Source organism: Dactylosporangium sp. McL0621 (genome assembly GCF_049995355.1).
Classification (GTDB): domain Bacteria; phylum Actinomycetota; class Actinomycetes; order Mycobacteriales; family Micromonosporaceae; genus Dactylosporangium.
Genome location: NZ_CP188259.1, coordinates 5,656,838 through 5,682,945, shown reverse-complemented (window position 1 = coordinate 5,682,945; position 26,108 = coordinate 5,656,838). Strand labels below are relative to the sequence as shown.

The following is a 26,108-nucleotide window of genomic DNA, read 5'->3' as shown; positions in this document are numbered from 1 at the left end:
GTGCATGTGTTGTGATGGAGGCGACCGCAGGGCTAACAGTGGAGGTACCGATGGCCGGAATTCAGCTGCGCGACGTGCCCGAGCAGCAGGTCGTGACGGAGACGCGCGTCGTCGACCAGGCCGCCCTGGAGGCGTGGCTGCCCGGCGCGATGGCCCGCGTCGCCGAGCGCGCGCGGGCGGCCGGCGGGCTGCTCGGCACCGGCGACTGGCCCTTCCTGGGGCGGACCGGCCCCGACGAGCCGGTGTTCCCGACCATCTACGAGGGCAACCCGAACGAGGCCCCGACCGCGGTCGAGGTCGCCGCGACCGTCGCGGCGGGCGGCGACCGCGCCATCCCGGCCCACCGCGAGGCCTACGCCCGGGTGACCAAGGCCCAGGTGACCGGCGGCGAGCTCGGCCGGGTGTACGAGGCGGTCGAGCGGTGGCCCACCGACAACGGCCTCGCCGTGGCGCGGGCCCCGCGGGAGACGTACTGGACCGACTTCGGGGCCGCGGCCGACGACGACGAGGTGTTCGACGTCGCCTTCCCGGTGAGCTGAGGGCTACGGCGCTACGCGACCGCCGCCAGGTGTACCGCCGCGACCGTGACCAGGCCGGCGCCGAACAGCGTGATGCCGCCCGCGGCCAGGACCGGGGTGAGCCGGCCCACCCGGCGCAGGGCGGCCAGCGAGCGGGCGTTGCGCGTGACGAGCGAGGTGCCGGCGACGGCCAGGGCGCCGACGGCGAACAGCACGACCGCCATCCCGAGGCCGAACGTGAGCACCAGCAGCAGCGCGAAGCCCGCGCGGCCGAGGAACAGGCCGGTGGCGAGCACCAGGAACGCCGACGGCGACGGGGTCAGGCCGCCGGAGATGCCCAGCAGCACCAGGCCGGGCCGCTTCCCGTGCTCGTGGTGGCGGTGCTCGTGCCCGTGGGCACGGAGGTGGCGGCGGAGCATCCAGATGCCGGTGGCTATGACGAGTACACCCGCGGCGATCTGCAGCCAGGTGGTGAGCGCCTCCATGCGGATCAGGCCGGACAGCGACAGGAAGGTCCAGGCCACGCCGATCACCAGGACCGACACGGTGTGCATGGCGGCGACCGACCCGCCGAGCCAGGCGGCGTCGCGGATACGGCCGCGGGACCCGGCCAGGTACGCGGCGGCGAGCGTCTTGCCGTGCCCGGGCGTGACCGCGTGCCCGGCGCCGGCCAGGAACGCGAGCAGGAACGCGAGCGGGGCGATGCCGGGCGCGTGGACCAGGTCCTGCAGCCGGTCGGACAGGGATGGCACGGCCGCTCAGTGTGCCGAGCGCCGGTGATCGGCGGACGTCGCCCACGTGAACACTGAGCCGGGGCCGACGTCAACAAGTTGTTGACAAACAGATTGTTGAAGACGAGGCTGGGGCGATGGTACGAGGCCAGGACCTGCCGCGGCTGCCGTGGCTCGCCGACGGGCAGCCGCACGACGCCTTCACGCTCATCCGGCAGGCGCTCTGGCTCGCCAACACCGACCGCGGCGCGGTGGAGATCCCCGACGACCTGCTCGCCGCGATCGGGCTGCTCGCCGCGGCCCGGGCCGAGGTCGACCAACTCGAGGCGGCGCTGCTGTTCGTGGCCCGCGCCGAGGGGCTGACCTGGGGCCAGATCGCGCCCGCGCTCGGGCTGCGGACGGCCCAGGCGGCCCAGCAGCGGCACGAGCGCGTGCTCGGGCGGCTCGAGCCGTGAGCGTCGTACCGCTCGCCGCGGCCGGCCCCGAGTGCGGCGGCAAGGCCCACGCGCTCGGCATCCTGCTCCGGGCCGGCCTCCCCGTGCCCGACGGGTTCGTCGTGACCGGCCCGGTCGACCGCGCGACCCTCGGCCGGCACCTCGGCGACCACCCCGTCGCCGTGCGCTCCTCGGGGCTGGCCGAGGACTCCGTCACGGCGTCGTTCGCCGGGCAGTACGAGACCGTGCTGGGGGTCCGCGGCGTCGACGAGGTCCTCGCCGCGATCGGGCGGTGCGCCGCTGGTACCGAACGGGGCCGCCACTACCGCGAACACCTCGGGCTCCCCGAGCGACCGATCCCGGTCCTGGTGCAGGCGCTCGTCGCGGCCGACTCGGCGGGCGTGCTGTTCACCCGCGACCCGCGCGACGGCGCCGACGCGATAGTCATCAACGCCGCCGCCGGACCCGGCGCGCCGGTCGTCTCCGGCGCGGTGACCCCCGACGAGATCATCGTGACCGGCGCCGGCCCCGCCGAATTCCGGGAGCTTGTCGCGCTGGGCCGCCGGTGCGAGGAGATCCTCGGCCGCCCGCAGGACGTCGAGTGGGCGATCCGGGGCGACCGGGTCTGGGTGTTGCAGTCGCGGCCGATCACCCGGCTCGGGGCGAGCCCCGGCCGGGCCCGCGGGCCGGCCCGGATCGTGTGCTCGGCCGACGACTTCGCCCGCGTCCGGCCCGGCGACGTGCTGGTGTGCCGCACCACCGACCCGGCCTGGACGCCGCTGTTCCGCGTCGCCGCCGGCGTCGTCACCGAGACCGGCGGGGTGCTGTGCCACGCGGCGATAGTCGCGCGCGAGTTCGGCATTCCCGCCGTCGTCGGCCTGGGCGGAGCCACAAGCAGATTCGCCGACGGTACCGTCGTGATCGTCGACGGCGCCGCCGGTACCGTCACGGAGGTCTCCTGATGCTCGTGCTGCACGCCGTGCGCCTCAAGGGGTTCGCCGACACCGCGACGATCGCGGCCAGGTTCCGCCTCGACCCCGGGCAGACCGGGGAGGACCTCCTCGACGCCGAGGCGTTCGGCCAGGTGGCCCGGTCGGCGTTCGCCGGCCTCAGCGGCTGGTCGCTCACCGAGCGCGGCCGCCGGCACAACGAGGCCCAGCTGCGCGACGAGCTCGACCGCGCCGGCGCCCGCGCCGCCGTCACCGCGGTCCACGACCGGTTCGTCCCGCTCAACGCCCGCGCCGCGGCCGCGTTCACGGCGTGGCAGCTCGGCACCGATCGGAGCGTCGAGGCCTTCCATACGCTCGCCGGCGCCCTGCGCGACCTCGAACGGGACCTGACCGCGCACCTGGACCGTTTCGCGGGCTACCACGAGCGGTTCACCGCCGCGCTGTCCCGCGGCGGGGAGTGGATCACCGGCGTCGAGGTCGACTCCTGCCACCGGGTGTGGTTCGAGCTGCACGAGGACCTCGTCGCCACGCTGGGCATCGCCCGCGCATAGGATTACCGGGTGCGCATCGGTGTCCTGCTCCTGCCCGCCGACCCGTGGCCACAGACCGTCGCCCGGGCGCGACACCTGGAGTCGCTGGGCTACACGCACCTGTGGACTTATGATCATCTTTCCTGGCGGCGGTACCGTGACCAGGCCTGGCACGCCGCGATCCCCTGGCTGACCGGGCTCGCCGCGGCGACCTCCCGCATCCGCCTCGGCACGATGGTGACCTCGCCGAACTTCCGCCACCCGGTGACGCTGGCCAAGGAGGCGATGACGCTCGACCACATCAGCGATGGCCGCCTCACGCTCGGCATCGGCGCGGGCGGCACCGGCTTCGACGCCACCGTCCTCGGCGGCACGGCGCCGACGCCCCGGGAGCGCTCGGCCCGGTTCGCCGAGTTCGTGGAGGTTCTCGACGGCGCGCTGCGCGAGCCCGCCTACAGCCATCGCGGCCCGCACTACGCCGCCGACGAGGCCCGCACCTACCCCGGCTGCGTCCAGCGGCCGCGGGTCCCGCTGGCCATCGCGGCCGGCGGCCCGAAGGCGCTCGACCTGACCGCCCGCATCGGCGACGGCTGGATCACGTACGGCGACCCGAACGGCGAGGACAAGTCCGGCGCCGCCATCGAGGCCGCCGTGCGCGCCCAGTCCGCGCAGCTCGACGAGCGCTGCGCGGTGCACGGCCGCGACCCGTCGACGCTCGCCCGGTACATCCTCACCGGCGACACCCCGGACCGCCCGCTGGCGAGCGTGGACGCGTTCGAGGACTTCGCCGGCCGCTACGAGCGGCTCGGCTTCACCGACGTCGTCTTCCACGACCCGCGCCCGGGCGACCCGGTCCTGACCGACGACCCGAAGATCGTCGAGGCCATCGCGGAGCGCTACTTCTGACGCGTCAGGCCCTCCCCGATGCGCTCCGCCGGGGTCGGGCCGACCCGCTCCCCGAGGACCGCGGCCAGGTCGCGCAGCTCCGTCTCGGTGAGCCCGGTGTTGAGGGCGATGCCGAGGTGGGACCGCAGCTGTGAGTCCACGCCGTCGAGGGTGGCCAGGGCGGCCACGGTGGCGATCTCCCGGCTCGGCCAGTCGAGGTTGTCGCGGCCGAAGATGTCGCCGAACAGGTGGGCCTTGAGGAACTCGTCGACGGCCGGGGCGAAGTCGAAGACGGCCCCGGTCACCGGCCGGCCGGTGAGGCGGGTCTGGTTCTCGGCGCCGAGGTCGTAGCTGCTCCGGCCGGTCGGCCGCGCGCCGGGCTCGGCGCCGGCCGGGTCGTCGAGGCCGGCCGCCTGCCGCTCCTGCAGCAGCGCCATGAACGTGCCGAGGGCGTTGAGGCTGCGGGGAAAGCCCGCGTACGCGTACAGCTGGACCAGGATCTCCTTGATCTCGTTCACCGACAGCCCGGCGTCGAGGCCGCCGGCGAGGGCCTCGCGCAGCCGGGGCAGCTCCCCGGACGCGGTGAACGCGGCGATGGGCCCGATGGCCCGCCGGCTCGGGGTGAGGGTCACCGCCGGTTCGCCTGCTCGTAGTCCTCGCCGGTGACCGGCTCCAGCCAGGTGGTGGGGTCGCCGCCGCCGGGCTCGGCCTCGAGCATGGCCAGGTGGCTCATGAACGTGCCGGTCGCGGCGCCGTGCCAGTGGTCCTCGCCGGGCGGGCAGACGACTGTCTCGCCGGCGTGGATGCGCAGCACCGACCCGTCGCGGGTGCCGACCAGGCCGACGCCCTCGGTCACGTGCAGGGCCTGCCCGACGGCGTGCGAGTGCCAGTTGGTCCGGGCCCCCGGGGTGAACCGCACGAGCGCGACGGTCAGGCGCGACGGTCCGGTGCCGTTGTAGATCGGCGTCATGTAGACGTCGCCGGTGAACGCCTGCGCGGGCGTCTTCACGGTGGGGCGTACAGGTAGCAGCTCCATGTCGTACTCCTCGAGGTCGTCGGCGCGTCTCCTCCATGGAACCGGCTCGTGCACACCGGCGGGAGGGTTTGCCGTAGCAGGTAATGACAGAACCCCCATGCCGTTCACCCCGCGCCGTACCGTGACGGGCATGGACAACCAGGGCGACGTGCGCGAGTTCCTGGCCGGCCGGCGCGCCCGGATCACCCTCCAACAGGCCGGCCTGCCGGACTTCGGCGGCACCCGCCGCGTCGCCGGGCTGCGCCGCGCCGAGGTCGCCCTGCTCGCCGGGGTCAGCCCCGACTACTACACCCGCCTGGAACGCGGCAACCTCTCCGGCGTCTCCGACAGCGTCCTGGACGCCATCGCCCGCGCGCTGCAGCTCGACGAGGCCGAGCGCTCCCACCTGTATGACCTGGCCCGCGCGGCCAACACCTCCGCCCGCACCCGGCGGCGGCCGGCCCGGCCGCAGATCCGGCCCGGCGTGCGGAGCCTCCTCGACGCCATGACCGACGCCCCCGCGTTCGTGCGCAACGGCCGGCTCGACATCCTCGCGATCAACCCCCTGGGGCGGGCCCTGTACTCGCCCGCGTTCGCCTCCGGCCCGGCCTCGGTCAATCTGGCCCGGTTCTGCTTCCTCGACCCCGCCGCCGACGGCTTCTACCCCGACTGGAGCGGCGCCGCGGACACGACCGTCAACCTGCTGCGCACCGAGGCCGGCCGCGACCCGTACAACAAGGCCCTGAGCGACCTGGTCGGCGAGCTCGCCACCCGCAGCGACGACTTCCGCGCCCGGTGGGCCGCGCACAACGTGCGCCTGCACCACACCGGCGTCAAGCACTTCCAGCACCCCGTCGTCGGCCGGCTCGACCTCGCCTTCGAGGCCCTGCCGCTGCCGGCCGACCCCGGGCTGACCCTCACCGCCTACAGCGCCGAGGCCGGCACCGCGGCCCACGACACCCTGCGCCTGCTGGCCAGCTGGGCCGCCACGAACACACCGTCGGACGCGTCAGCCGATCGATGAGCGCCCGCGATGGTGGCCGCCGCGATGGCCGGGGTGGCGGCCCGGCCGGACTACGACGAGCCCGCCGAGATCAGCGTGGACGCCGGCAACGGCGCGGCCGGCCGGCTCTTCCGGCACTGCGGGTTCCGTCCCGACTCCCGTGAGACGTACTTCACCGCCCGGCCGGCGGCTCAGCCGCGGAGGTGATTCGCGGCCCGGGGCAACGAGCGCACCCACCCTTCTGGATGGCGGTCGGCGCCCCGGAGATGGCGAACACGAAGATGCCGGTGTGCTCCAGGACGACCAGCGCGGTGTGACTCGACATCCCGTCAGTCTCGCGCGGCGGGCGTCCGGGACGACTCGTAGCGGCCGGCCCGGACCAGGGCGCTGAGCAGCGTGTCGTCGATGACCTCGCGCTGGGCGTCGCTGCCCCCGAGCCGGACCCACTCCCCGGTGCGGCGGGAGATCAGCTCGACGGTCAGCGCGTAGTCCCCCTTCACGTACGCGCTCAGCGCCCGCACGAGCACGGCGACGAGGTCGAAGGCGGGGCCGGTGCGGCCGGTGGCGTACCGGCGCAGGGCCTCCAGCCCGGTCAGGTCACCCGCGGCGGCCAACGCGAGGGCGGCGTGCAGGGCGATGAACGCGGTCCGCGGCTCGCGCAGCAGGCCTTCCGGCACGGCGCCGAGCACCGCCTCGATCGGCACCGGCTGCGGCGGCGCGCCGAGCACGTGGCAGCGCCACAGCAGCGACGCCGAGTCGACGAGCGCCCGGACCCCGCTGACCGACCGTGGCGACAGCCGGCCCTGGAGCCGGGCCGACACGCCGTCCCAGCGCTCGAGGGCGATCTCGTGCAGCGCCGCGTGCCAGGAGTAGTGCGCGCCCTGCAGCGCGGTGCGGCCCGGGCCCGCGATCCAGGCGTCGAGCCATTCGAGGCCGGCGCGGTGGTCGCCCGTCTCGTAGTACACGTGGCTGCGGGCGTGGGCCGCGTGCCCGCCGGCCGGGTCGGCGGCGAGGGCACGGTCGGCGAGGTCGGCGCTCTGGGCCCAGCGGTGCTGCTCCTGCCGTACGAACGCCAGGAGGCCGAGGTACCACCAGTCCTCGCCGTACACCGGGGCGAGCCGCTCGACGATCGCCCAGGCGTGCTGCGGTACCTGCGTGGCGCCCCCGAACGCGATCGTCGGGACGCAGGCGTTGACGACGAGCGCGTCGCGCGGGAACTCCTCGATGTGCGCGAGCAGCCCGGCCGGGTCGTTGGCCCGCACGCGCCCGGCGACGGCCCGCAGCAGGCTGCCAGTCCGGGCGTCGCTGCGCACCTGCGCGGCCGCCTCGGCCTCCTCCAGCGCGGAGCGCGCGTCGGCGCCGATGAGCCCCTCGACGGCCAGCAGCGCGCGCACGGTGTGGGCGAGCGCGAACGACGGGTCCTCGGCGGTCGCCGCGGCCAGCGCCTCCTCCGCGCCCCGCTGGACGCGCAGGACCCGCCGCACCGCGTCGTCGAAGTGCTCGGCGGCGGGCGCGGTGGCGAGGACCGGCAGCCCGTACTGGTCGCGGCGGACCAGCCGGGCCGGGCCTCGGCGCGGTGACGGCGTGTCGCGCAGCCGCTCGGCGAGGGCGAGGGCCTGGGCCCGGATCTCGGGGACCGCGGTGCTCTCCAGCAGCTGGCCGCGGCGCGTGCTCCCGAGCGTCCACAGGCCCGGGACCCGGTTGCCGTAGGCGTCGCGCAGCTGCCCGTCGTCGGTGGTGGCCCAGCCCATGCCCAGGCTGCCGGCGGTCACGTACCCCTCGGCGAACAGCTGCTGGATGAGCGGGTTCGTGGAGCCGGCCAGGTCGGGGTCGGGCCCGGTGGTGTTGACGATCCAGCTGCCGGGCTCGGCGACGGCGATGGCGACCGAGGGGTGCTCGGTCGCGATCACGAGCCGGCCCGCGGACCGCAGCCCCGCGATGGCGTCGGCGACCGCGGGCGCCATGCGGTGCCGGGCGTTGTCCCAGCGGCGCAGGTCCCGGCGCAGGAACTCGCGCCGCTCGGCCTCGGGCAGCGCGGCCCAGATCGCCTGCGTGTGGGGGCGCATGCCGTCGATCGCCGGGCGCCAGTCGCCGGTCGCCGCGATCGACTCGCGGACGCGGCGGTGCATCAGCCGCCGCAGCTGCTTGACGGTCGCGGGCCGGTCGGTGCCGTCCAGCGGCATCGGCGCCCGGACCTCGCGCGTGTGCGCGAACGGCAGCAGGCCGTTGCGCGACGTCGCGGTGATCGTGCCCCGGGCCCGGGCGCCGAGCGACACGGCCACGTCGACCGCGGTCAGCCCGGTGCCGACGATGAGGACCGGGTCGTCGGGCCCGACGTCGTCCAGCGCGCCCGGCCGCCACGGGTCGGCGACGAACCGCGGCTGATGGCGCAGGCGGCGCGGTACCCACGCCTGGGCCGGCGGCTCGATGCCGATGGCGAGCACGACCTCGGTCGCGACCACCGGGGCGGCCCCGTCGATGGTGATGCTCCAGCCGTCCGGCGTGCGGTGGACGCCGTTGGCCCGGCCCCGGATCAGGCGCACGTCGGCCAGGTCGCCCCCGGCCGCCTCGGCGGCCAGGGCGGCGAGGTAGGCGCCGTAGGTGGCGCGGGGCGCGAACTCGTCGGCGGGCACGCCGCTCCAGCGCGTGAAGTGGTCGGGCCGGTCGGGCCAGGCGCTCATCGCGCTCGCCCGGACGTTGAGCAGGTGCGCCGGGTCCGGCGTGCGGTACGCGGTGCCGCTGCCGAGCTCGCCCGGGCCGCGGTCGATCAGCGCGACCCGGAGCCGGTCGGGCGCGAGCCGCGCCAGATGCGCCAGGACCAGCGCCCCGGCCGCCCCGCCGCCGACGACCGCCACATCGACGTCACTCACGTTCCACCCACTGTCTCGATCAACTGCAGAGGAAAAGGCTACGCCCCCGGCCCGCCGGACCGGGTAGATATAGAACACATTTTTCCTATCGATTTAGTCGACTATGGTTGCCGGCATGACCGAACCGAGCAACGCCCCCGAGCCCGATCCGTCCCAAGAGCCCCGGCTGCCCGCGCGAAGGCGCAGCCGCTGGCCGTGGATCGCCGTCGCGGCCGCCGTCGTGGTCGTGGCCGCCGTCGTGGCGGTGGCCGTGACCCGGGGCGGCGACGACGACAGCGGCGGCGAGGCCGCGAAGACCGTGCGCATCGGCGTCACCGACGCGTCGCAGCCGTACTGGAAGACCTACGCGGACCTGGCCCACCAGCGGCTGAACGTCACCGTGCAGTTCGTGAACTTCAACGACTACAGCCAGCCCAACCCGGCCCTGAAGGAGAAGCAGCTGGAGCTCAACGAGTTCCAGCACATCCAGTACCTGGCCAACTACAACGCCACCGCCCACGACGACCTGCAGCCGATCGGTGCGACAGCCGTTTACCCGCTGCCGTTGTACTCCCTGAACTACCCGTCGCCGGCGGCGATCCCGGCCGGCGCGAAGGTCGCCATCCCCAACGACGCCATCAACCAGGCCCGCGGGCTGCTGGTGCTGCAGGCGGCCGGCCTGGTGACGCTGAAGAACGGCGGCACCGCGTTCTCCAGCGCGGCCGACATCGACACGAAGAAGGTCGACGTCGTCACGCTCGACGCCTCGCAGACCGCCGGGGCGCTCAAGAGCGGCTCGGTCGCCGCGGCGATCGTCAACAACAACTACGCCACCAGCGCCGGCCTGCCCCGCACGGCGGCCGTGTTCCAGGACGACCCGGCGAGCGCGAGCGCGGCCCCGTACGTCAACATCTTCGTCGCCCGCGCGGCCGACAAGGACAACCCGACCTACCTCAAGCTCGCCGAGCTCTACCACGAGGTGACGGTGGAGCAGGGCGTGCAGCAGTCCAACGGCGGCACCGCCGTCTTCCGCAAGGTGGCCCCGGGCGAGCTGCAGTCGCTGCTCAAGACCGTGCAGGACCAGGCCGTCGCGGCGGGCAAGAAGTAGACCGTGCCGCACGTACGGCTCGACCAGGTCACGAAGGCGTTCACCCGGGGCCGCAACGGCGCCCGGGTGCTCGCCCTGGACGACGTCAGCCTCGAGGTGGCCGAGGGCGAGGTGTTCGGCGTCATCGGCCACTCCGGCGCCGGCAAGAGCACGCTGATCCGGCTCGTCAACGGCCTCGAGGCGCCGACGAGCGGGCGCGTGTTCGTCGGCGGCCGCGAGATCTCGGCACTGTCCGAACGGGACGTTCGCGGGGTCCGCCGCGACATCGGCATGATCTTCCAGCAGTTCAACCTGTTCCGCTCGCGGACGGTGGCGGGCAACGTGGCGTACCCGCTGAAGGTCGCCGGCGTGCGGAAGGACGAACGGGACCGGCGGGTGGCGCGGCTGCTCGACTTCGTGGGGCTGCTCGACCGCGCGCACGACCACCCGGAGCAGCTCTCGGGCGGGCAGAAGCAGCGCGTCGGCATCGCCCGGGCGCTCGCCACCGAGCCGTCCCTGCTGCTGGCCGACGAGGCCACCAGCGCCCTCGACCCGCGCACCACGGCCGAGGTGCTGGACCTGCTCGGCCGGGTCAACCGCGAGCTCGGGGTGACGATCGTGCTCATCACCCACGAGCTCGACGTGATCCGGGCCGTCGCCGACCGGGTCGCGGTGATGGACGGCGGCCGGATCGCCGAGACGGGCACGGTGTACGACGTGTTCGCCCGGCCCCGCAGTACCGCCGCCGCCGACTTCGTGCGGGGCGCCCTGCGGGACCGCCCCTCGAAGGAGACCCTGCAACGGCTGCGCCGCACGCACAGCGGGCGCCTGGTGAGCGTGGCGATCCGCGACCGGACCGGCCTGCACCTGGTCCGGACGTTCACCGCGCACGACGTGGCCGCGGACATCGTCTTCGGCGGCATCAGCGAGCTGCAGGAGCGGGCGGTCGGCAGCCTCACCTTCGAGCTGACCGGCCCGGCCGAGGGCATCGACGCGGCGCTGGCCGCCCTGCGTGCCGACGGCATCGACGTGGCCGAGGAGGACTGACGTGGACGAGTTCGTCACCAACCTGCCCGTGTTCCGCGACGCGATCGGGCAGACGTTCTACATCGTCATCATCTCGGTCGTCGCCGGCGGCCTCCTGGGCCTGGTGCTCGGGCTGGCGTTGTACGCCACGCGCCCGGGCAGCCTGCTGTCCCACCGCGCGGTCTTCATCATCATCAACATCCTGGTCAACGTCGTGCGGCCGATCCCGTTCGTCATCTTCCTCACCGCGATCCAGCCGCTCATGCTTGTCGCGATCGGCACGACCATCGGCACGAACGCGGTCACCTTCGCGCTGTCGCTCGCGGCCGCGTTCGCGGTGAGCCGCATCATCGAGCAGAACCTGCTCGCGGTCGAGCCCGGGGTCATCGAGGCGGCGCGCGCGGCCGGCGCCCGCCCGATCAGCATCCTGCTCACCGTGGTCGTACCGGAGGCGCTGGGCCCGGTCATCCTCGGCTACACCTTCATCTTCGTGGGCGTGGTCGACATGTCCGCGCAGGCTGGCCTCTTCGGCGGCGGCGGCCTCGGCGACTTCGCGGTCACGTACGGGTCGCAGCGCTACAACTGGCCGGTCGTGTACATCACCGTCGCCACGATCATCGTGATCGTCCAGGCCGGCCAGTTCCTCGGCAACGCCCTGGCGCGGCGCGCCCTGCGCCGCTGAGACCCGCTACGCCAGGGCCGCGAGCACCTCGGCGGTACAGCGGACGGCGTCGGCGTACAGCGGCCCGGTGAGCTCGGTCGCGGCCCGCTGAAGGTCCATGGTGAACGCGGCCGTGGCGTCCTTGACGAGCGTCACGCCGTAGCCGAGCTCCATCGCGTGCCGGCCGGTGCCCTCGACGCAGCCGGGCGCGGTCAGGCCGGCGAGGATGACGTGCTCGATGCCGTGCCGGCGCAGGAGCAGGTCGAGGTCGGTGTGCACGAAGCCGTTCATGGCCCAGTGCTCGCCCGCGACGACGTCGCCGGCGCGCGGGCCGAGCTCGGGGTGGAACTCGCCGCCCGGGGTGCCGAGCTCGAACAGCCGCGCGTCGCGCAGCATGGCGTGCGGGCGCGGGGCGTGGGCCCAGCCGTCGACGTCGCCCGGGCGGTAGCGGCGGTGCGGGGCGACGAACACCGGCCGGCCCGCCGCGCGCACCCCGGCCAGCAGCGCGCGCAGGTGCTCGCGCAGCCCGACCGCCTCGGCGACGTCGCGGATGCGGGGCCAGATCCTGCCGTCGTCGGCGAGGAAGTCGTTGTAGGGGTCGACCAGGACCAGACCGGTTGCGCTCATGGACCCAGTCTGCGGCGGCAGCGTCTGGCCCGGGTGCCGTCCATCGCAGGATTCGTGCCACGATGGGCCGATGGCGTTCCAGAAGGTCGCGGCCTACGCGCCGGCCGGGGCGGCCGCGCTCGGGCTCGGGATGGCCAGCGCCGCGTTCCGGGCGCGGCCCGGGCTGACGGGCTTCGACTTCGCCGTCTGCGCCGACCGGCGCGGGCCGGTGACCACCGACCTCGGCGTGCCGGTGCTCGCGGAGCACGGGCCGGGCCTGCTGGAGCGGGCCGACCTGGTGCTGGTGCTCCCGGGCGCGGAGCAGATCGGCGAGCCGGCCCCGCGGCTGCGGTCGGCCCTGCGCCGCGCCCACGCCCGGGGCGCGACCGTGGCCGCGCACTGCCTCGGCGTGTTCGCGCTGGCCGCGAGCGGGCTCCTCGACGGGCGCGAGGCCACCACGCACTGGCAGCACGCCGGGACGCTCGCGGCCCGGCACCCGGACGTCACGGTCCGGGCCGAGCGCCTCTACGTCGACCAGGGCCGGATCGCCACCGGCGCCGGGGCCGCGGCCGGCCTGGACCTGTACCTGCACCTGATCCGCCGCGACCACGGCGCCGGGCTCGCCAACGCGATCGCGCGGCTGCTCGTGGTACCGCCGCACCGGGAAGGCGGCCAGCGGCAGTATGTGGACGTGCCGGTCGCGGACGGCGGCGAGACCGAGCGCCTCGCCGAGGTCGTCGGATGGGCCCGCGCGCACCTGCACGAGCGGCTCACCCTCGACGCCCTCGCCGCCCGGGCGCTCATGAGCCGCCGTTCGTTCATCCGGTACTTCAAGGCCGCCACCGGCACCACCCCGCACGCCTGGCTGCGCGCCCAGCGGCTCAACCTGGCCGAGGAGCTACTGGAGACCACGGACCTGTCCACCGAGCGGATCGCCGAGCGCACCGGCTACCGCAGCGCCGCCGTTCTGCGCGAGCAGTTCGCCCGGCGCCGCGGCCTGCCGCCGCGTGACTACCGCCGCGCGTTCACCCGGCGCTGAGCGCTCAACCGCTCGTCGCGACCAGCGGCTCCGTGGTCGGCTCGACGGCCGTCGTCGGGGTCGGCTCCGCGGCCGGACCGGCCGCTCCGCTCCGCCGCCGGTCGGGGTCGCGCCGCCCCCGCCGCCGGCGGTCGTCGGGGTCGCGGCCCCGCCGCCGCCGGGGCCGGTGGTGCCGTTGCCATTGCCGTTGCCGTTGCCGTTACCGGTGCCGGTCGACGGGCCGCCCGTGGTCTTGGTGCCGCCGGTGGTCTTGGCGTTGCCCGCGCCGCCGCCGCCGCCCGCGGGGGCGGTGCCGACGCCGGAGTCGCCCGACGTCGTGCCGGAGGGGGCCGGGGTCCCGCCCGGGCCGTGGAAGAGCGAGTCCGAGGTACCGAGCCAGACGGCGAGGCCGATCGCGAGCGCGGCCAGCAGCCCGAGCGCCCACGGGACGGGCGACCGCCGGCGCGGGGGGCGCGGGCCGAACTCCTCGGTGAGCTCGCCGACCGGCGCCGGGGGCACGGCCGCCGACCCGATCCCGGCGCCGGCCAAGGGAGCGGTCACCTCGTCCACGGCGGTCGTGTCGTCCGCGGCGACGGTGGCGGCCTCGGCGGCCGCGGCCATCGCCGCCGCGGACGGGTAGCGCCGCGCCGGCTGCTTGTCCATCGCGGTCGTGATCAGCCGGCTGATCGGCGCCGGCACGTCGGCCGGCAGCGGCGGCGGCTCGTCCTGGAGGTGGTGCACGGCGATCGCGATCGGGTTGTCGCCCATGAACGGCGGGCGGCCGGCGACGCAGTGGTACGCGACCGCGCCGAGCGCGTACACGTCGGTGGCCGGGCCGACATTCTCCTTCGAGACCTGCTCGGGCGCGATGTAGAGCGCGGTGCCCACGACGTCGTTGGTGGCGGTGAGCGCGGCCATCGCGGCCGAGCGGGCGACGCCGAAGTCGACGAGCACGACGGTACCGTCGGGCTGCACGATCAGGTTGCCCGGCTTGACGTCGCGGTGGACGATCCCGGCCTCGTGCGCGGCCTCGAGCGCGTGGGCGGCCTGAGCCACGATCGACATCGTGGTCGCCGGGTCGAGGCGCCCGTCCTCGGCGATGCGCCGGTCGAGCGGCTGGCCGTCGATGAAGGCCATGACGATGTACGCCGAGCCCTCACCGTACTCGCCGTAGTCGTAGACGGCGGCGATGCCGGGGTGGTGCAGCGCGGCCATGGCCCGGGCCTCGTGGTGGAAGCGGCTCTGGAACTCGCGGTCGCCGGCCCGGCCGGCGTGCAGCAGCTTCACCGCCACGCACCGGCCCAGCAGCGTGTCGTCCGCACGCCAGACCTCGCCCATGCCCCCGGCCGCGATGCGGTCGTCGAGCCGGTACCGGTCGTTGAGGAGGTCACCTTCGCTTGCCACGTGGACCGGGTACCCATCTGGCCGCATCGCTATGCACCGGGGGCGGGTACCACGTCCACCTCGCCGGTGCGGCGCAGCTTCTGCCAGCGCAGCCGGCGGCCGGTGAGCGCGGTGATCGCCGAGTGCAGCAGCACGAGGTACATCACCTGGCGGTACACCAGCTGCTGCAGCGGCAATGTCCACAAGGGACGGAGTGGCTCGCGGTCGAGGCGGAAGGCGAGCACGGCGGTCACCGCGTGCACGACCAGCATGGCGCCCCAGCCGATGGCGGTCTCGGTGCGGTTGAGGAAGAACGTGCCGTACACCGCCATGATGTCGAGCAGGGGGGCCAGCAGCGGCAGGAGCACGCTGAACAGGGTGATGAACGGCAGCGCGCGGCGGCCGAAGCGGCCGGACGGGCCGGAGTCGCGCACGGCCGAGCGGTGCTTCCAGATCGCCTGCATCGTGCCGTAGCTCCAGCGGTACCGCTGCTTCCACAGCTGCCCGAGCGTCGCCGGCGCCTCCGTGTGGGCCCGTGCGGTCTCCTGGTACACGACCCGCCACCCGGCCCGGTGGATCGCCATGGTGAGGTCGGTGTCCTCGGCGATCGTGTCGGTGGTGAGCCCGCCGGCGTCGGTGAGGGCCCGGCGCCGGAACGCGCCGAGCGCGCCCGGGATCGTGGGAATGCAACCGAAGGTGTCGTACAGCCTCCGGTCGAGGTTGAAGCCCATGACGTACTCGATGTGCTGCCACTTCCCCAGCAGCCCCCGGCGGTTGCCGACCTTGACGTTGCCGGCCACCGCGCCGACGGTCTCGTCGCCGAAGGGCTGCAGCAGCCGGCGCACGGAGTCGGGCTCGACCACGGTGTCGGCGTCGACCATCACGACGAGCTCGTTGCGCGACAGGGCCACGCCGGTGTTGAGCGCGGTCGCCTTCCCACCGGGCGGTACCCGCACCACGCGCACGTTGTCCAGGCCGAGCGCCTCGACCGCCTCGGCGGTGCCGTCGGTGGAGGCGTCGTCGACCAGGATCACCTCCACGCCGGGGTGCGCCGACAGCGCGAGCGACCGCACCGCCGGCTCGATCGTGGTGCGCTCGTTGTAGGCGGGCACGACGATCGTCACCGGCTCGGTGACCGGCGGCCCCCAGGACCAGGTGACCGACCTCCGGCGGCGGGAGTGGCGCACGGCGAAGAGCAACAGCAGCAGCGCCCGGGCCAGGGTCAGCGCGCCGACCAGGATGAGCAGGCCCCACAGCACCCACCAGCTGACGTCGGCGAGGCGGATCGCCCAGGCCAGGCCGCGCCCGCGCCACACGTCGGCGGCGGCCGCGGGCGGGTTGGCCGGCCCCAGGTTCGAGCCGAGGGCCTCGGCGACGGTGCCGAAGCGGTACCCGCGCTGCTGCAGCTGTGGGATGAGCCGGTCGAGGGCGGCGACGGTCTGCGCGCGGTCGCCGCCGGCGTCGTGGAAGAGCACCACCGCGCCGGCCTGGCCCTGCGGGGTCGCCTGGCGCACGATCGCGTCGACGCCCGGGCGGGCCCAGTCGCGGCTGTCGAGGTCGTTGAGGACGGCGACGTACCCCTGCCCGGCCGCCTCCTGCACCGTGCCCCAGTCGCGGTCCTTCAGCGCGTCGGGCACCGAGGAGTAGGGCGGGCGCAGCAGCGAGGTCGAACGGCCGGTGGCGTACGCGATGAGCATCTGCGTCTGCGAGTACTCCAGCCGCTGCCGCCACACCGGCAGGTCGGCCAGCTGCGGGTGGCTGAACGTGTGCGACCCGAGCTGGTGCCCCTCGGCCAGCACCCGGCGGGCCAGCTCCGGGTGCCGGGCCACCTCCGAGCCGATCTCGAAGAACGTGGCGTGCACGCCGTAGCGGCGCAGCACCTGCAGGATCCGCGGCGTCCAGGTGGGGTCGGGGCCGTCGTCGAAGGTCAGCGCGATCGTGCGGTCGGGCACCCGCAGCGAGCGCTCCTGCGGCCCGGTCGCGTCGAGCACCGGCCCGCCGTCGCGGACCCCGGCCGGCACGGCCCCGGTGGACTCGGCGTCCTGCGCCGCGTGGTCCGGGGCGAAACCGCTGTTGGTGTACGCCTCCACGAACAGCACGTTGGCCATCAGCGCGACGGCGAGCAGGGCGAGGAGCAGGCGCAGCGCCGTGCGGCGGCGGCGCACGGCGGGCAGGTGGCTGGAGGAGGCGGGGTCGGCGCCGGGCTGGGCCGCGCGGTAGATGGTCATCGGCAGGCCGCAGGCGTCGCCGTGGCGGCGGGCGGACAGTGCCCGGCGGGCGGCCGCGCGGTGCCGACGAACTGGCTGACCCACAGCGCGAGCAGCGCGGCGAGCAGCAGGAGGCCGATGAGGTACACGGTCCGGCGCAGCCGGCGGCGGCGCACGCCGCTGGGGTCGACGAACACCGGCGGCGCCGGCTGCCGTCCGTCGCGGATCACGGAGGTGGCGGCCCGCTCGGGGAGCGGCGCCTTGCCGACGGCCCGCCCGAGCCGGGCGCGCCCCACCTTGCGGGTCGTCTCGGGCTGCTCGGTCACGTCATGAACATATGAGAGCCGTTCGGGGCCTGCATGATCCGCAACTACGGTGGGTAGCCTGATGGTCGATGCGACCTGCGCGAATGTGGATTGCAGCAATTCTGCTGGCGTTCCTGACCGGTGCCTGCGGCGGTCCCGCCTGGCCGGAGGCCGGTCACGGACCCTCGGCCATCGAGCTGACGGCGACCCAGCGTCACCTGGCCGACGAGCTCGTCAGCCTCTTCGAGCACGGCGACCCCGACCCGCACTACGCCGCGGTCGAGGCGCTCGGCGACGGCCGCGGGTACACCTGCGGCACGATAGGGTTCACCACGAGCAGCACCGAGGTGCGCACGATCGTCGAGGCCTACGACGCCGAGGCGCCCGGCAGCCGCCTCGCCCGGCACCTGCCCCGCCTGCGCGAACTGGCCGACGCGGGCAGCGCCGACACCGCCGGCCTGCCTGGCTTCGCCGAGGACTGGGCGGCCGCGGCGACCGACCCGAAGTTCCGCGCCGAGCAGGACCGGCTGACCGACCGCCTGGCGTTCGGTCCGGCCCTGGCGGACGCGCACCGGCTGGGCCTGCGCACACCGCTGGGCGTGGCCGTGCTGTACGACAGCGCCGTACAACACGGCACGGACGACGATCCGGACGGGCTGCCGGCACTGATCACCCGGGCCACCCAGCGGGCCGGCGGCACGCCGGCGACGGGCGTCGACGAGCAGGACTGGCTGGGCGAGTTCCTGGACGTGCGGGCCGAGACGCTGCGCAACCCGCACGACAAGGACAGCCGCGAGGCCTGGGCCGAGTCGGTGGACCGGGTCGACGCGCTGCGCGACCTGGTAGACAACGACAGGTACGGCCTCGAGCCGCCCGTGAAGTTCACCCTCGACGGCGACGACCAGGAACTGCGCTAGCCGCCGGCGTCCGGCCCGCGGTCACCGCTGGAACACTACCTCGTGGCGCCAGGCGTCGCGGGGCTCGCGGTGCAGGGCCGCGAACTCCTCGGCGATGAGGTCCGGGTCGTACGCGGTGCCCGGGACGACGGCGTCGCACACCGTGACGGTTGCGACGTGCAGGCCCTGCGGGCCGTACTGGTCGCGGAACAGGTCGGCGACCGAGCGCAGGCCGGCCTTGCCCAGCGACAGCGAGGTCGCCGCCGCTTTCGCCTGTGGCATGCCGCCGGTGAACAGCAGCGAGCCGCCGCCGGCGGCCGCCATGGCCGGGGCCAGGTGGGCCGCGACGGTCACGCCGCCGACGACGTTCACCGCCAGCGTGGCCAGGAGCTGCTCGGACGTCAGTTCGCCGGGCGCGTCGTAGCGGATTTGGGCGGCGTTGTACAGCACCACCTCCGGCACCCCGATGGCGTCCACGGCCGCGTCCAGCGCCGCGCGGATCGAGGCCTCGTCGGTCACGTCTCCCACGAAGCCGTGCGCGGCCGCCGGACCGGTGGCGCGCACCGCGGCGTCGACCGTCGGGCGCGAGCGGGCGACGAGCGCGACGGGCAGGCCGTCGGCGGCGAACCGGCGGGCGGTGGACGTGCCGATCAGCGGTCCCGCGCCGACGACGATCAGTCCGGGCATGTACGGCTCCTTGTCAGTGCGCCTGGCCTCCGCCCCGTGCGGGACCGCGGCATCACACTGAACCGGTAGGAACGCTAGATCATTCCCAGCGCCGGCCGGTCAGGGGATCAGGGCGACCTTGCCGCCCGGGTGGCCGCTGCGCACCAGCTCGATGGCCGCGAGGGCCTCCGTCAGCGGGAACGTGCGCGCCAGCGGGACGACCAGGCGGCCCTCGCCGGCCAGGTCGAGCAGGTCGGCGCGGACGCTGTCGCGGTACGCGGCGCTCTCGGGCCGGTTGCCCCCGATCGCGGTGATGCCGGCCGCCCGCGAGCGTTCCGAGAGCACGATCGTCACGGCGCGGCTCGTGTCGGGCAGCAGGTGGTACACCGAGTCGACGGCCTCGTCGGTGCCGACGGTGTCGATGATGGCGGCGACGCCCTCCGGGGCGGCCGTGCGCACGCGGTCGAGCAGGCCGGGGCCGTAGGCGATCGCCTGGGCGCCGAACCCGCGCAGCAGGGCGAAGTTGGCCTCGCTCGCGGTACCGATGACGTTGATGCCCTTGATGCGAGCCTGCTGCAGGACGCTGGCGCCGACCGCCCCGGACGCGCCGTGCACCAGGATCGTCTCGCCCTTGGCCGCGCCGACCACGTGCAGCGCCTCGGCGGCGGTGCACCCGGCGAGCAACAGGTTCGCCGCGGCCGGGAAGTCGAGCGCCTCGGGCTTGGCGAAGACGTCCTTGGCGGGGACGGTGACCTGCGTGGCGTACCCCCCGGTGATCCGGAACGCGACGACCGGGTCGCCCGCCGTCCCGCCCCCGGAGGCGATCTCGGTGTCGGGCCCGACGGCGCTGAGCACCCCGGCGACCTCGTACCCGATCGGGAGCGGCAGCTCCTGGGCGGCCCCGCGCGGGGCGGCGATGTGCTTGTAGTCGGCCGGGTTCACCCCGGCGGCCCGCACGTCGATCGTGACCTCGCCGGGGCCGGGCGGCCGCACCGCGGTCTCGACGAGGGTGAGCACCTCGGGCCCGCCGAAGTCGGGGGCAATCCACCGTAGAGCCATAGCGGTCCCCCTACCCCGTCAGCCGTCCAGCAACCCGGCGCGGCGCAGGATCGGCATGACGCCCTCGCCGAAGTGGTACGCCTCTTCCAGGTGCGGCTGGCCCGACAGGATGAAGTGGTCGATGCCGAGATCATGGTACTCACGGATGCGCTCGGCGACCTCCCCGTGGCTGCCCACCAGCGCCGTGCCGGCCCCACCGCGGACAAGGCCGTAGCCGGCCCACACGTTCGGGTACACCACCAGCCGGTCCCGCCGCCCGCCGTGCAGCTCCGACATCCGCCGCTGGCCCACCGACTCCCCCCGCGGCGAACTGGCGCTGCACGAGCTCGACCCGGTCCGGGTCGATGCGCCCGAGCAGGCGCTCGGCCTCGGCCCACGCCGCGTCGGCGGTGTCGCGGCTCAGCACGTGGAACCGGATGCCGAAGCTGAGCGTGCGCCCGGCCTCGGCGGCGAGCTTGCGCATCCGCTCGAGCCGCTCGGCGATCTGCGGCGGCGTCTCGCCCCAGGCCAGGTACGTGTCGACGTGCCGGGCGGCGACGCGCTCGGCGGCCGGGCTGGCCCCGCCGAAGAAGATCTGCGGCGGCGGCCACGGGTCGAACGGGATGCGGGCCTGCTCGATGCGGTAGTGCTCGCCGGTGAAGTCGAACGGCTCCGGCGCGCCGGCGACCCCGCGCAGCACGGCGAGGAAGTCGTCGGTGCGGGCGTAGCGCTGGTCGTGGTCGAGGTGGTCGCCGAAGCGCCGCTGCTCGACGGGGTCACCGCCGGTGACGATGTTGAGCAGCAGCCGGCCGCCGGAGATGCGCTGGAAGGTGGCGGCCTGGTGCGCGGCGAGCGTGGGGGTGATGAGGCCGGGCCGGAAGGCGACGAGGAACTTGAGCTTCTTCGTCACCTGGGTCAGCGCCGCGGTGGTGATCCAGGCGTCCTCGCACCAGGTGCCGGTCGGGGTGAGCACCGCCTCGAAGCCGAGCTGCTCGGCCGAGCGCGCGATCTGCGCGAGGTAGTCGATGCCGGGCCGCCGGAACCCGTCGGCGACGGCGCCGAGCGTCAGCTGGGAACCGTCGCCGGACCCGACGATGTCGCGGCTGTCACCGTTGGTCGGCAGGAACCAGTGGAGATGGATGCTCACCCAGTCGACTTTACCTGTCTGCTTAGTAGGCAATTCGACCACCGGTCGCGGATCTTGGCGGGCTGTCGTAGGCTCGCCGCTCGTGACCATTGAATTCGCTGCTGAGACCCCCGAGACGCTGTCCGAGCCGGCCGAGGAGCCGGGCGCCGGGCCGGCGGTCATGTACACCGCCTACTTCTCCGCCGTCGACGAGCTCGTCGAGCACATCCGCGCGGCCGAGGTGCTCAACCTCGGCTTCCGTGTCGAGTCCTACCTGGTCGTGCCGGAGGAGGCGCCCGACAGCACCCAGGTCGAGTTCGAGTTCACGCTGCTCAGCGAGGTTCCGGCCCGCGACGAGGAGCGCGACTAGGGGCTGTATCGAAGTGGGGGTCGGAGCGAGGCGAGGCTCAGGCGTCGGCTGGGGCCGCGCCGGGCGCGCCCCGATACCGGGGTTGTATCGGGGTGTGACCGCTACGGTTCCCGGCGGCGTCTGAGTCCGCCGCAGCCCGGCCATCCACTTCGATACAGCCCCTGGGCGTAAGAGCCGAACCGCGGCCCGGACCCTCGGCAGCCGGCCCAGCCGGCTCGTCGAGGGCACCCGGGTCCGCTTGTGATCGGCCGGTCCACAGTCGACAGTGCGTTTACTTTCCGTCAGCGAGGGAACGACGACAGTAACTGGACTGCACGGAAGGACCCGCCATGACCACGGTCGCCCCCGCCCCGGACGCGCAGCAGCTGCGCGCGGAGATTGCCCGCACCCGCGCCGCGCTCGGCGAGACCGTCGAGGCGCTGGCGGCCAAGGCCGACGTGAAGGCGCGGGTCAAGAACGCCGCGAACGACGCCACCGGCCGGGCCCGGGCCCGCGCCGAGGCCCTGGCCGGCCGCACCCAGACCCAGGCCGCGGCCCTCGCCGGCCGCGTCCGAGCGCAGGCGACCCACGCCGCGGCCGCGGTCACGCAGCGGGCGGGCGCGACGGCCGGCTCGGTCACGAGCACGGTCCGCGACCCGAACCTGCGCCGCCGGCTCGCCCGCCCCGTCCCGCTCACGGTGCTCGGCGCGGCGGCCCTGGGCACGGTGGCTGCGATCACCACCCTGACTCTGCGTAACCGGAAGCGCTGACCCGCTAGTCCTCCGCGGACGGCTCGGCAATGTCGAGTACCGTATCCAGGCCCGTCACGGTGAGAATCCGCCGCAGGTTGTGGTCCGGGCCCCGCAGCGCGAACCGGCGCCCGGCCAGGTGCGCCGCCTTGTGCGCCCGGATCAGCGCGGCCAGCCCCGACGAGTCGGTGAACCCGACCGCGGACACGTCGGCGGTCACCGTCGCCGCGCCGGCCTCGAAGGCCTGCTGCACGGCGGCGCCGAAGCGCCCCGCGGTGTGGTAGTCGAGGGCGCCGGTCACGGTCAGCACGACAACCCCGTCCGCAACGGCCGCCGTGGCGATGGTGAGCGTCGCCTCGCCCTGCCGCTGATCCTCCACCATGTTCGTCCCCCAGTGCCAGATGCCGGCGCCAGCCTAACGCGCCGGCCCGCATCCCGCCGAGCAGCGTCGCGACGCTGCTCGGGTGCCTACAGCCGCCCGGACTCGATGATGCGCGCCGGGAACTGGCGGGTGCGCGCCTCCCGCGGCCCACGCCGAGCAGGCCGTCGAGGTCGTAGACCGACGGCACCGTGTCCGGCGGGTATTTCTCGTCGAAGCCGGCGGTGTCGGCGTCGGCGACGATCTGGAACACCGCGTTCGTCGCGCCCAGCACCCCCAGCACCTGGGCCTGCCCGTCGAGGCCGATCCGGAGCCGTTCGGCGTCTGCACGGTCTGCCGGGCCTCCAGCGAGTCGAACGCCCCGGTCGTGATCTGCTGCATCACGAGGAACGCCGCGGCGAGGCCGGCCAGCGCCCCGGCGACGCGCGTCAATCCGGCCATGCCGGGCCGTTCGACGCCGGGCCGCACGACTTGAGGGCAAAAGATGTTTATCCCAGGGTGTACTGCATGAGCAGCGTGTCGATCCACTTCCCGTGCTTGTAGCCCACCCCGGTGAGCCGGCCCGCCTCGGTGAAGCCGGCCGACCGGTGCAGGGCCGCCGACGCTTCGCTGCCGGTGTCGGCGATCACGGCCACGACCTGGCGCATGCCCGCCTGCGCGCAGCCGTCGAGCACCCCGCGCAGCAGCGCCGTGCCGAAGCCGCGCCCGCCCCACCCCGGGGCCAGGTACACCGAGTCCTCGACCGAGTGCCGGTAGGCGGGCTTGGGGCGCCACGGGGCGGCGTAGGCGTAGCCGGCGATGCGCCCCTCGGCCTCGCCGACGAGGAACGGCAGCCCGCGCGAGCCGAGGTCGTCGAGTCGGGCGTGCCAGGCCTCGGCGGCCGGCGGGGTCTCGTCGAAGGTCGCGACCGTTTCGGTGACGTAGTGCGCGTAGATCGCGGCGACGGCGGCGAGATCCCCGGCCCCGGCCGGGCGAACGGTAAGCATCGGTTCAGCTTAGGAGCGGCGCCGGGCGCCGCCGGGCGGAGGGTCAGCGTAGGAGCGGCGCCGGGCGCCGCGGGGCGGAGGGTCAGCGTAGGAGCGGCGCCGGGCGCCGCCGGGCGGAGGGTCAGCGTAGGAGCGGCGCCGGGCGCCGCCGGGCGGAGGGTCAGCGTACGAGCGGCGCCGGGCGCCGCCGGGCGGAGGGTCAGCGTAGGAGCCGCAGCGCCGCCAGTGCGGCGGCGGCGCACGTGAACATCGTGACTCCCATCGCCACCGCCGAGCCCGGCCCGGCCAGCCCCATCGCCGAGGCCGCCGCCCCGCCGACGAGGAACTGCAGCAGCCCCTGCAGCGACGACGCGGCCCCGGCGGTGGCGCCGTGCGGGCCGAGGGCGAGCGCGGTGGCGTCGGCCAGCACCACCCCGAGCATCGACACGACCGCGAAGAGGCAGGCGAGCAGCAGCGGCAGCGGCGCGCCCAGGGCGGTGCACAGCAGGACCCCGGCCGCGGCGAGCACGGCGACCGTCAGCGCGCCGCGCAGCAGCGTGTCGGCGGAGGCGACGCGGCCGACGAGCCGGCCGTTGACCTGGGCGAGCAGCACGATGCCGAGCCCGTTGGCGCCGAAGACGAGGCTGAACTGCTGGGCGCTGAGGCCGTAGGCGTTCTGCAGCACGAACGACGACCCGGAGATGTACGCGAAAACCGCTGCGAACATGAGCGCCGCGGCGAGCACGTAGCGCAGGTAGGTGCGGTCGGTGGCCAGCGCGCCCATCGAGCGCAGCGTGCCGCCGAGGTGGGCGGGGCGGCGCCGCCCGGCGGGCAGCGACTCGGGCAGGCCGGCCAGCACCGCGGCGAAGAGCAGGGTGCCGATCGCGGCGAGGACCAGGAATAGCACCCGCCAGCCGGCGATCCGCAGCAGCTGCCCGCCGGCGACCGGGGCGAGGATCGGGGCGAGCCCGTTGACGAGCATCTGGGTGGAGAAGAACCGGACCATGTCCAGGCCCTCGAACAGGTCGCGGACGATCGCCCGGGCCAGCACGACGCCCGCCGCGGCGCCGAGCGACTCCAGGGCGCGGGCGGCGACCAGCAGGCCGGCGGTGGGGGCGACCGCGCAGCAGAGGGAGCCGGTGACGTACAGCAGCAGCCCGCCCAGCAGCGGCCGGCGCCGGCCCCAGGTGTCCGAGAGCGGCCCGGCCACAACCTGGCCCAGCGCCAGGCCGACGACGAACACGGTGAGCGACAGCTGCACCACCGGGGCGCTGGTGTGCAGGTCGCGGGCCATGCCGGGCAGGGCCGGCAGGTACATGTCGATGGTGAGCGGGGCGAAGCCGCTGAGCGAGCCGAGGACGAGGGCCAGCCACAGCCGCCTCACCGAGGGCGGGACCTGACCTGGCGGAAGTCCACCCGGGCCTGGGCGACCTCGGCGCGCGCGATAGCGCCGTACGTCTGCCGGGCCAGCTCGGGCGCGATCGCGGTCGCCAGCCGCACGGTGAAGCCCTCCGGGGCCGGCCAGGCGTCGACGTCGTCGCAGGCCTGCCGGGCCAGCCACAGGCCGCTGCCGGTGCGGGTGCCGCCGGACCCGGGGCGGTAGCCGGCGAGGGGATCGTCGAAGCCGGGGCCGCGATCGGTGACGCGGCCCTCGACCCGGTCGGCGGTGAGCCACACGGTGACGTCGACGGGCGGCCGGCCGTGCAGGTAGGCGTTGGTCAGCACCTCGTTGAGGGCGGCGACGAAGTCGGTGCGGATCAGGGTGGGCAGGCCGGCGAGGGCCTCGGCGGCGCGGGCGCGCACGGGGCCGATGTCGTACCGGTCGCGCGAGCCGGACAGCAGACGCACCGGCGGTACACCCGGATCCGGCCGCGGCGCGTCGCCGTCCGGTGTCGTGTGGACGCGCCCGGACAGGACCTCGGCCGGGGTGCCGGCGCGCGGGTAGGCGCTGACGGTCGTCATCGGTTCACCCGCAAGCGCGACGTCGCAGGCGGCGTCGTAGGTCGCCGCCCGCGCCCAGTCGCCGGCCGTGGTGCCGTGGTCGGGCTCGGCGACGTACCGGACGGGCGCGCCGGGCCGGCGGTCCGGATGGCGCAGCAGCCGGCGCACGGCCGCGAGCACGGCGACCGGCCGGCGGAAGGTCTCGGGGCGCGGCTGGAGCAGCGCGCCCGGGCACGCGGCGGCGAGCAGGCGGTTGTGCTCGGGCCGGCACGCGAGGACGACGAGCTCGCCGTCGGCCCGGTCGGCGACGGCGGCGCGCAGCTCGTCGGCGTCGTCGTAGAGCAGGACGGCGTGGTGGTGCGGGTCGGTCATGGCGCCGGGGGGCCGCCGAGCGGGATCCGGCCGTCGAGGTCGACGCGGTCGATGACGCCGCGGACGTACTGGTCCTCGCCCACGACCACCCGCAGCGGCACGTGGACCCGGTCGGCCGCGTCCGCGGCCCGCAACAGCGCCCGGACCCCGCCGGCGGCGATGAACTCGAGCGCGCACAGGTCCACCACCAGCGCGTGGCCGGGGTTCGCGGCGGCGAGCGCCTCGCCCATCGCCCGGTCGAGGTCGGGCGCGGCGAAGGCGTCGAGCGCGCCGGTCAGCGTGAGCACGACCGCGTCGCGCACGTCGCCGCGGCGCACCGCGAACGTGGGAGCAGCCATCGCGCCTCCTGGTGTCGCGCCCCAGCCTACGCGCCGGCGACGCCGGGCGGATCGGTCGTCACCGCGGGCCTGCTCGGCGTT

At 74.9% G+C, this 26,108-nt stretch carries 28 protein-coding genes and 2 pseudogenes; 14 read left to right on the top strand and 16 right to left on the bottom strand.

From position 1 onward, the window contains the following. Positions 1-50 precede the first annotated feature (50 nt). Positions 51-539, top strand: coding sequence for a hypothetical protein (locus tag ACPPVO_RS26825; protein WP_426513909.1), 489 nt, complete (start codon positions 51-53; stop codon positions 537-539). Between the two features lie 11 nt (positions 540-550). Here ACPPVO_RS26825 and ACPPVO_RS26820 read toward each other — a convergent pair whose 3' ends face one another. Further along, positions 551-1,270 (bottom strand): cobalt transporter, encoded by a 720-nt coding sequence (locus tag ACPPVO_RS26820; protein ID WP_426513908.1) that lies wholly within the window; start codon positions 1,268-1,270, stop codon positions 551-553. 116 nt (positions 1,271-1,386) lie between these two features. Between ACPPVO_RS26820 and ACPPVO_RS26815 the strand changes: the two genes are divergently transcribed. The 4 genes from ACPPVO_RS26815 to ACPPVO_RS26800 are packed head-to-tail and all read left to right on the top strand — an operon-like array spanning position 1,387 to position 4,069. Next, positions 1,387-1,704, top strand: coding sequence for a hypothetical protein (locus ACPPVO_RS26815; protein WP_426513907.1), 318 nt, complete (start codon positions 1,387-1,389; stop codon positions 1,702-1,704). Further along, positions 1,701-2,645 carry a PEP/pyruvate-binding domain-containing protein gene (locus ACPPVO_RS26810; RefSeq protein WP_426513906.1) on the top strand — a complete coding sequence of 315 codons (945 nt, stop codon included), beginning with the start codon at positions 1,701-1,703 and terminating at the stop codon, positions 2,643-2,645. Before ACPPVO_RS26815 ends, ACPPVO_RS26810 begins: the two co-directional genes overlap by 4 nt. Further along, entirely contained in the window at positions 2,645-3,184 is a 540-nt protein-coding gene (locus tag ACPPVO_RS26805) for a transcriptional regulator (protein ID WP_426513905.1), read from the top strand. The genes ACPPVO_RS26810 and ACPPVO_RS26805 overlap by 1 nt, the downstream gene beginning before the upstream one ends. A 9-nt stretch (positions 3,185-3,193) precedes the next feature. After that, a complete protein-coding gene (locus ACPPVO_RS26800; protein ID WP_426513904.1) occupies positions 3,194-4,069 on the top strand; it encodes an LLM class flavin-dependent oxidoreductase in 876 nt (291 codons plus the stop codon). On the opposite strand, the gene ACPPVO_RS26795 is transcribed toward ACPPVO_RS26800, so the two are convergent. After that, positions 4,060-4,680 carry a carboxymuconolactone decarboxylase family protein gene (locus ACPPVO_RS26795; RefSeq protein WP_426513903.1) on the bottom strand — a complete coding sequence of 207 codons (621 nt, stop codon included), beginning with the start codon at positions 4,678-4,680 and terminating at the stop codon, positions 4,060-4,062. The genes ACPPVO_RS26800 and ACPPVO_RS26795 overlap by 10 nt on opposite strands. Beyond that, entirely contained in the window at positions 4,677-5,084 is a 408-nt protein-coding gene (locus tag ACPPVO_RS26790) for a (R)-mandelonitrile lyase (RefSeq protein ID WP_426513902.1), read from the bottom strand. Before ACPPVO_RS26790 ends, ACPPVO_RS26795 begins: the two co-directional genes overlap by 4 nt. Positions 5,085-5,214: 130 nt before the next feature. Here ACPPVO_RS26790 and ACPPVO_RS26785 point away from each other — a divergent pair, with 130 nt between their 5' ends. Both ACPPVO_RS26785 and ACPPVO_RS26780 read left to right on the top strand, forming a co-directional pair. Continuing rightward, complete coding sequence (locus ACPPVO_RS26785; RefSeq protein WP_426513901.1) at positions 5,215-6,087, top strand: helix-turn-helix transcriptional regulator; 873 nt, start codon at positions 5,215-5,217, stop codon at positions 6,085-6,087. Between the two features lie 9 nt (positions 6,088-6,096). Further along, positions 6,097-6,273: a hypothetical protein gene (locus ACPPVO_RS26780; RefSeq protein ID WP_426513900.1), complete on the top strand. Its 177-nt coding sequence runs from the start codon at positions 6,097-6,099 to the stop codon at positions 6,271-6,273. Positions 6,274-6,395: 122 nt separating this feature from the next. Here ACPPVO_RS26780 and ACPPVO_RS26775 read toward each other — a convergent pair whose 3' ends face one another. Continuing rightward, positions 6,396-8,936: an FAD/NAD(P)-binding protein gene (locus tag ACPPVO_RS26775; RefSeq protein WP_426513899.1), complete on the bottom strand. Its 2,541-nt coding sequence runs from the start codon at positions 8,934-8,936 to the stop codon at positions 6,396-6,398. 115 nt (positions 8,937-9,051) lie between these two features. Between ACPPVO_RS26775 and ACPPVO_RS26770 the strand changes: the two genes are divergently transcribed. Genes ACPPVO_RS26770 through ACPPVO_RS26760 form a run of 3 tightly spaced genes read left to right on the top strand, consistent with a single transcriptional unit; the run spans position 9,052 to position 11,710 of the window. Further along, positions 9,052-10,023 carry a MetQ/NlpA family ABC transporter substrate-binding protein gene (locus ACPPVO_RS26770; protein WP_426513898.1) on the top strand — a complete coding sequence of 324 codons (972 nt, stop codon included), beginning with the start codon at positions 9,052-9,054 and terminating at the stop codon, positions 10,021-10,023. A 3-nt stretch (positions 10,024-10,026) separates the two neighbouring features. Next, positions 10,027-11,049 (top strand): methionine ABC transporter ATP-binding protein, encoded by a 1,023-nt coding sequence (locus ACPPVO_RS26765; RefSeq protein ID WP_426513897.1) that lies wholly within the window; start codon positions 10,027-10,029, stop codon positions 11,047-11,049. 1 nt (position 11,050) lies between these two features. Next, positions 11,051-11,710, top strand: coding sequence for a methionine ABC transporter permease (locus ACPPVO_RS26760; protein ID WP_426513896.1), 660 nt, complete (start codon positions 11,051-11,053; stop codon positions 11,708-11,710). A gap of 6 nt (positions 11,711-11,716) precedes the next feature. On the opposite strand, the gene ACPPVO_RS26755 is transcribed toward ACPPVO_RS26760, so the two are convergent. Next, positions 11,717-12,316, bottom strand: coding sequence for a cysteine hydrolase family protein (locus ACPPVO_RS26755; RefSeq protein ID WP_426513895.1), 600 nt, complete (start codon positions 12,314-12,316; stop codon positions 11,717-11,719). 70 nt (positions 12,317-12,386) lie between these two features. On the opposite strand from ACPPVO_RS26755, the gene ACPPVO_RS26750 reads away from it, so the two are divergent. Continuing rightward, positions 12,387-13,334, top strand: a complete 948-nt coding sequence (locus ACPPVO_RS26750) for a GlxA family transcriptional regulator (protein ID WP_426513894.1) — start codon at positions 12,387-12,389, stop codon at positions 13,332-13,334. 663 nt (positions 13,335-13,997) lie between these two features. On the opposite strand, the pseudogene ACPPVO_RS26745 reads toward ACPPVO_RS26750, so the two are convergent. The 3 genes and pseudogenes from ACPPVO_RS26745 to ACPPVO_RS26735 form a co-directional block, all read right to left on the bottom strand. Next, a pseudogene (locus ACPPVO_RS26745) lies at positions 13,998-14,651 on the bottom strand (serine/threonine-protein kinase); the annotation flags it as partial. A gap of 95 nt (positions 14,652-14,746) precedes the next feature. Beyond that, positions 14,747-16,924 carry a bifunctional polysaccharide deacetylase/glycosyltransferase family 2 protein gene (locus ACPPVO_RS26740; RefSeq protein ID WP_426513893.1) on the bottom strand — a complete coding sequence of 726 codons (2,178 nt, stop codon included), beginning with the start codon at positions 16,922-16,924 and terminating at the stop codon, positions 14,747-14,749. Then, complete coding sequence (locus ACPPVO_RS26735) at positions 16,921-17,229, bottom strand: hypothetical protein (protein WP_426513892.1); 309 nt, start codon at positions 17,227-17,229, stop codon at positions 16,921-16,923. The genes ACPPVO_RS26740 and ACPPVO_RS26735 overlap by 4 nt, the downstream gene beginning before the upstream one ends. A gap of 68 nt (positions 17,230-17,297) precedes the next feature. On the opposite strand from ACPPVO_RS26735, the gene ACPPVO_RS26730 reads away from it, so the two are divergent. Beyond that, on the top strand, positions 17,298-18,125 hold the full coding sequence (locus ACPPVO_RS26730; RefSeq protein ID WP_426513891.1) for a chitosanase: 828 nt from the start codon (positions 17,298-17,300) through the stop codon (positions 18,123-18,125). Positions 18,126-18,146: 21 nt separating this feature from the next. Here ACPPVO_RS26730 and ACPPVO_RS26725 read toward each other — a convergent pair whose 3' ends face one another. The 3 genes and pseudogenes from ACPPVO_RS26725 to ACPPVO_RS26715 form a co-directional block, all read right to left on the bottom strand. Next, a complete protein-coding gene (locus ACPPVO_RS26725) occupies positions 18,147-18,791 on the bottom strand; it encodes an SDR family NAD(P)-dependent oxidoreductase (RefSeq protein WP_426513890.1) in 645 nt (214 codons plus the stop codon). 99 nt (positions 18,792-18,890) lie between these two features. Next, complete coding sequence (locus tag ACPPVO_RS26720) at positions 18,891-19,829, bottom strand: quinone oxidoreductase family protein (RefSeq protein WP_426513889.1); 939 nt, start codon at positions 19,827-19,829, stop codon at positions 18,891-18,893. 18 nt (positions 19,830-19,847) lie between these two features. Next, positions 19,848-20,955: pseudogene (locus ACPPVO_RS26715) on the bottom strand (LLM class flavin-dependent oxidoreductase). A gap of 82 nt (positions 20,956-21,037) precedes the next feature. Between ACPPVO_RS26715 and ACPPVO_RS26710 the strand changes: the two are divergent. Next, positions 21,038-21,304 carry a hypothetical protein gene (locus ACPPVO_RS26710; protein ID WP_360391723.1) on the top strand — a complete coding sequence of 89 codons (267 nt, stop codon included), beginning with the start codon at positions 21,038-21,040 and terminating at the stop codon, positions 21,302-21,304. Between the two features lie 329 nt (positions 21,305-21,633). Further along, the gene (locus ACPPVO_RS26705) at positions 21,634-22,053 is read left to right on the top strand and encodes a DUF3618 domain-containing protein (protein WP_426513888.1); all 420 of its coding nucleotides are present in this window, start codon (positions 21,634-21,636) and stop codon (positions 22,051-22,053) included. Between the two features lie 4 nt (positions 22,054-22,057). On the opposite strand, the gene ACPPVO_RS26700 is transcribed toward ACPPVO_RS26705, so the two are convergent. From ACPPVO_RS26700 to ACPPVO_RS26680, 5 genes are all read right to left on the bottom strand, one after another. Further along, on the bottom strand, positions 22,058-22,414 hold the full coding sequence (locus ACPPVO_RS26700; protein WP_426513887.1) for an STAS domain-containing protein: 357 nt from the start codon (positions 22,412-22,414) through the stop codon (positions 22,058-22,060). A 485-nt stretch (positions 22,415-22,899) separates the two neighbouring features. Continuing rightward, the gene (locus ACPPVO_RS26695) at positions 22,900-23,397 is read right to left on the bottom strand and encodes an N-acetyltransferase family protein (RefSeq protein WP_426513886.1); all 498 of its coding nucleotides are present in this window, start codon (positions 23,395-23,397) and stop codon (positions 22,900-22,902) included. A 199-nt stretch (positions 23,398-23,596) separates the two neighbouring features. Then, a complete protein-coding gene (locus ACPPVO_RS26690; protein WP_426513885.1) occupies positions 23,597-24,760 on the bottom strand; it encodes a multidrug effflux MFS transporter in 1,164 nt (387 codons plus the stop codon). Next, the gene (locus ACPPVO_RS26685) at positions 24,757-25,689 is read right to left on the bottom strand and encodes an ATP-binding protein (RefSeq protein ID WP_426513884.1); all 933 of its coding nucleotides are present in this window, start codon (positions 25,687-25,689) and stop codon (positions 24,757-24,759) included. The genes ACPPVO_RS26690 and ACPPVO_RS26685 overlap by 4 nt, the downstream gene beginning before the upstream one ends. Continuing rightward, positions 25,686-26,027: an STAS domain-containing protein gene (locus ACPPVO_RS26680; RefSeq protein ID WP_426513883.1), complete on the bottom strand. Its 342-nt coding sequence runs from the start codon at positions 26,025-26,027 to the stop codon at positions 25,686-25,688. The genes ACPPVO_RS26685 and ACPPVO_RS26680 overlap by 4 nt, the downstream gene beginning before the upstream one ends. Positions 26,028-26,108 lie beyond the last annotated feature (81 nt).

What these genes read in the sequence shown, in the direction of transcription:
- ACPPVO_RS26825 (WP_426513909.1), top strand. Translation starts at nt 51, where the DNA reads ATGGCCGGAATTCAGCTGCGCGACGTGCCCGAGCAGCAGGTCGTGACG.
- ACPPVO_RS26815 (WP_426513907.1), top strand. Translation starts at nt 1,387, where the DNA reads ATGGTACGAGGCCAGGACCTGCCGCGGCTGCCGTGGCTCGCCGACGGG.
- ACPPVO_RS26805 (WP_426513905.1), top strand. Translation starts at nt 2,645, where the DNA reads ATGCTCGTGCTGCACGCCGTGCGCCTCAAGGGGTTCGCCGACACCGCG.
- ACPPVO_RS26790 (WP_426513902.1), bottom strand. Translation starts at nt 5,084, where the DNA reads ATGGAGCTGCTACCTGTACGCCCCACCGTGAAGACGCCCGCGCAGGCG.
- ACPPVO_RS26785 (WP_426513901.1), top strand. Translation starts at nt 5,215, where the DNA reads ATGGACAACCAGGGCGACGTGCGCGAGTTCCTGGCCGGCCGGCGCGCC.
- ACPPVO_RS26780 (WP_426513900.1), top strand. Translation starts at nt 6,097, where the DNA reads ATGGTGGCCGCCGCGATGGCCGGGGTGGCGGCCCGGCCGGACTACGAC.
- ACPPVO_RS26770 (WP_426513898.1), top strand. Translation starts at nt 9,052, where the DNA reads ATGACCGAACCGAGCAACGCCCCCGAGCCCGATCCGTCCCAAGAGCCC.
- ACPPVO_RS26755 (WP_426513895.1), bottom strand. Translation starts at nt 12,316, where the DNA reads ATGAGCGCAACCGGTCTGGTCCTGGTCGACCCCTACAACGACTTCCTC.
- ACPPVO_RS26750 (WP_426513894.1), top strand. Translation starts at nt 12,387, where the DNA reads ATGGCGTTCCAGAAGGTCGCGGCCTACGCGCCGGCCGGGGCGGCCGCG.
- ACPPVO_RS26740 (WP_426513893.1), bottom strand. Translation starts at nt 16,924, where the DNA reads ATGACCATCTACCGCGCGGCCCAGCCCGGCGCCGACCCCGCCTCCTCC.
- ACPPVO_RS26730 (WP_426513891.1), top strand. Translation starts at nt 17,298, where the DNA reads ATGCGACCTGCGCGAATGTGGATTGCAGCAATTCTGCTGGCGTTCCTG.
- ACPPVO_RS26725 (WP_426513890.1), bottom strand. Translation starts at nt 18,791, where the DNA reads ATGCCCGGACTGATCGTCGTCGGCGCGGGACCGCTGATCGGCACGTCC.
- ACPPVO_RS26720 (WP_426513889.1), bottom strand. Translation starts at nt 19,829, where the DNA reads ATGGCTCTACGGTGGATTGCCCCCGACTTCGGCGGGCCCGAGGTGCTC.
- ACPPVO_RS26705 (WP_426513888.1), top strand. Translation starts at nt 21,634, where the DNA reads ATGACCACGGTCGCCCCCGCCCCGGACGCGCAGCAGCTGCGCGCGGAG.
- ACPPVO_RS26700 (WP_426513887.1), bottom strand. Translation starts at nt 22,414, where the DNA reads ATGGTGGAGGATCAGCGGCAGGGCGAGGCGACGCTCACCATCGCCACG.
- ACPPVO_RS26695 (WP_426513886.1), bottom strand. Translation starts at nt 23,397, where the DNA reads ATGCTTACCGTTCGCCCGGCCGGGGCCGGGGATCTCGCCGCCGTCGCC.
- ACPPVO_RS26685 (WP_426513884.1), bottom strand. Translation starts at nt 25,689, where the DNA reads ATGACCGACCCGCACCACCACGCCGTCCTGCTCTACGACGACGCCGAC.
- ACPPVO_RS26680 (WP_426513883.1), bottom strand. Translation starts at nt 26,027, where the DNA reads ATGGCTGCTCCCACGTTCGCGGTGCGCCGCGGCGACGTGCGCGACGCG.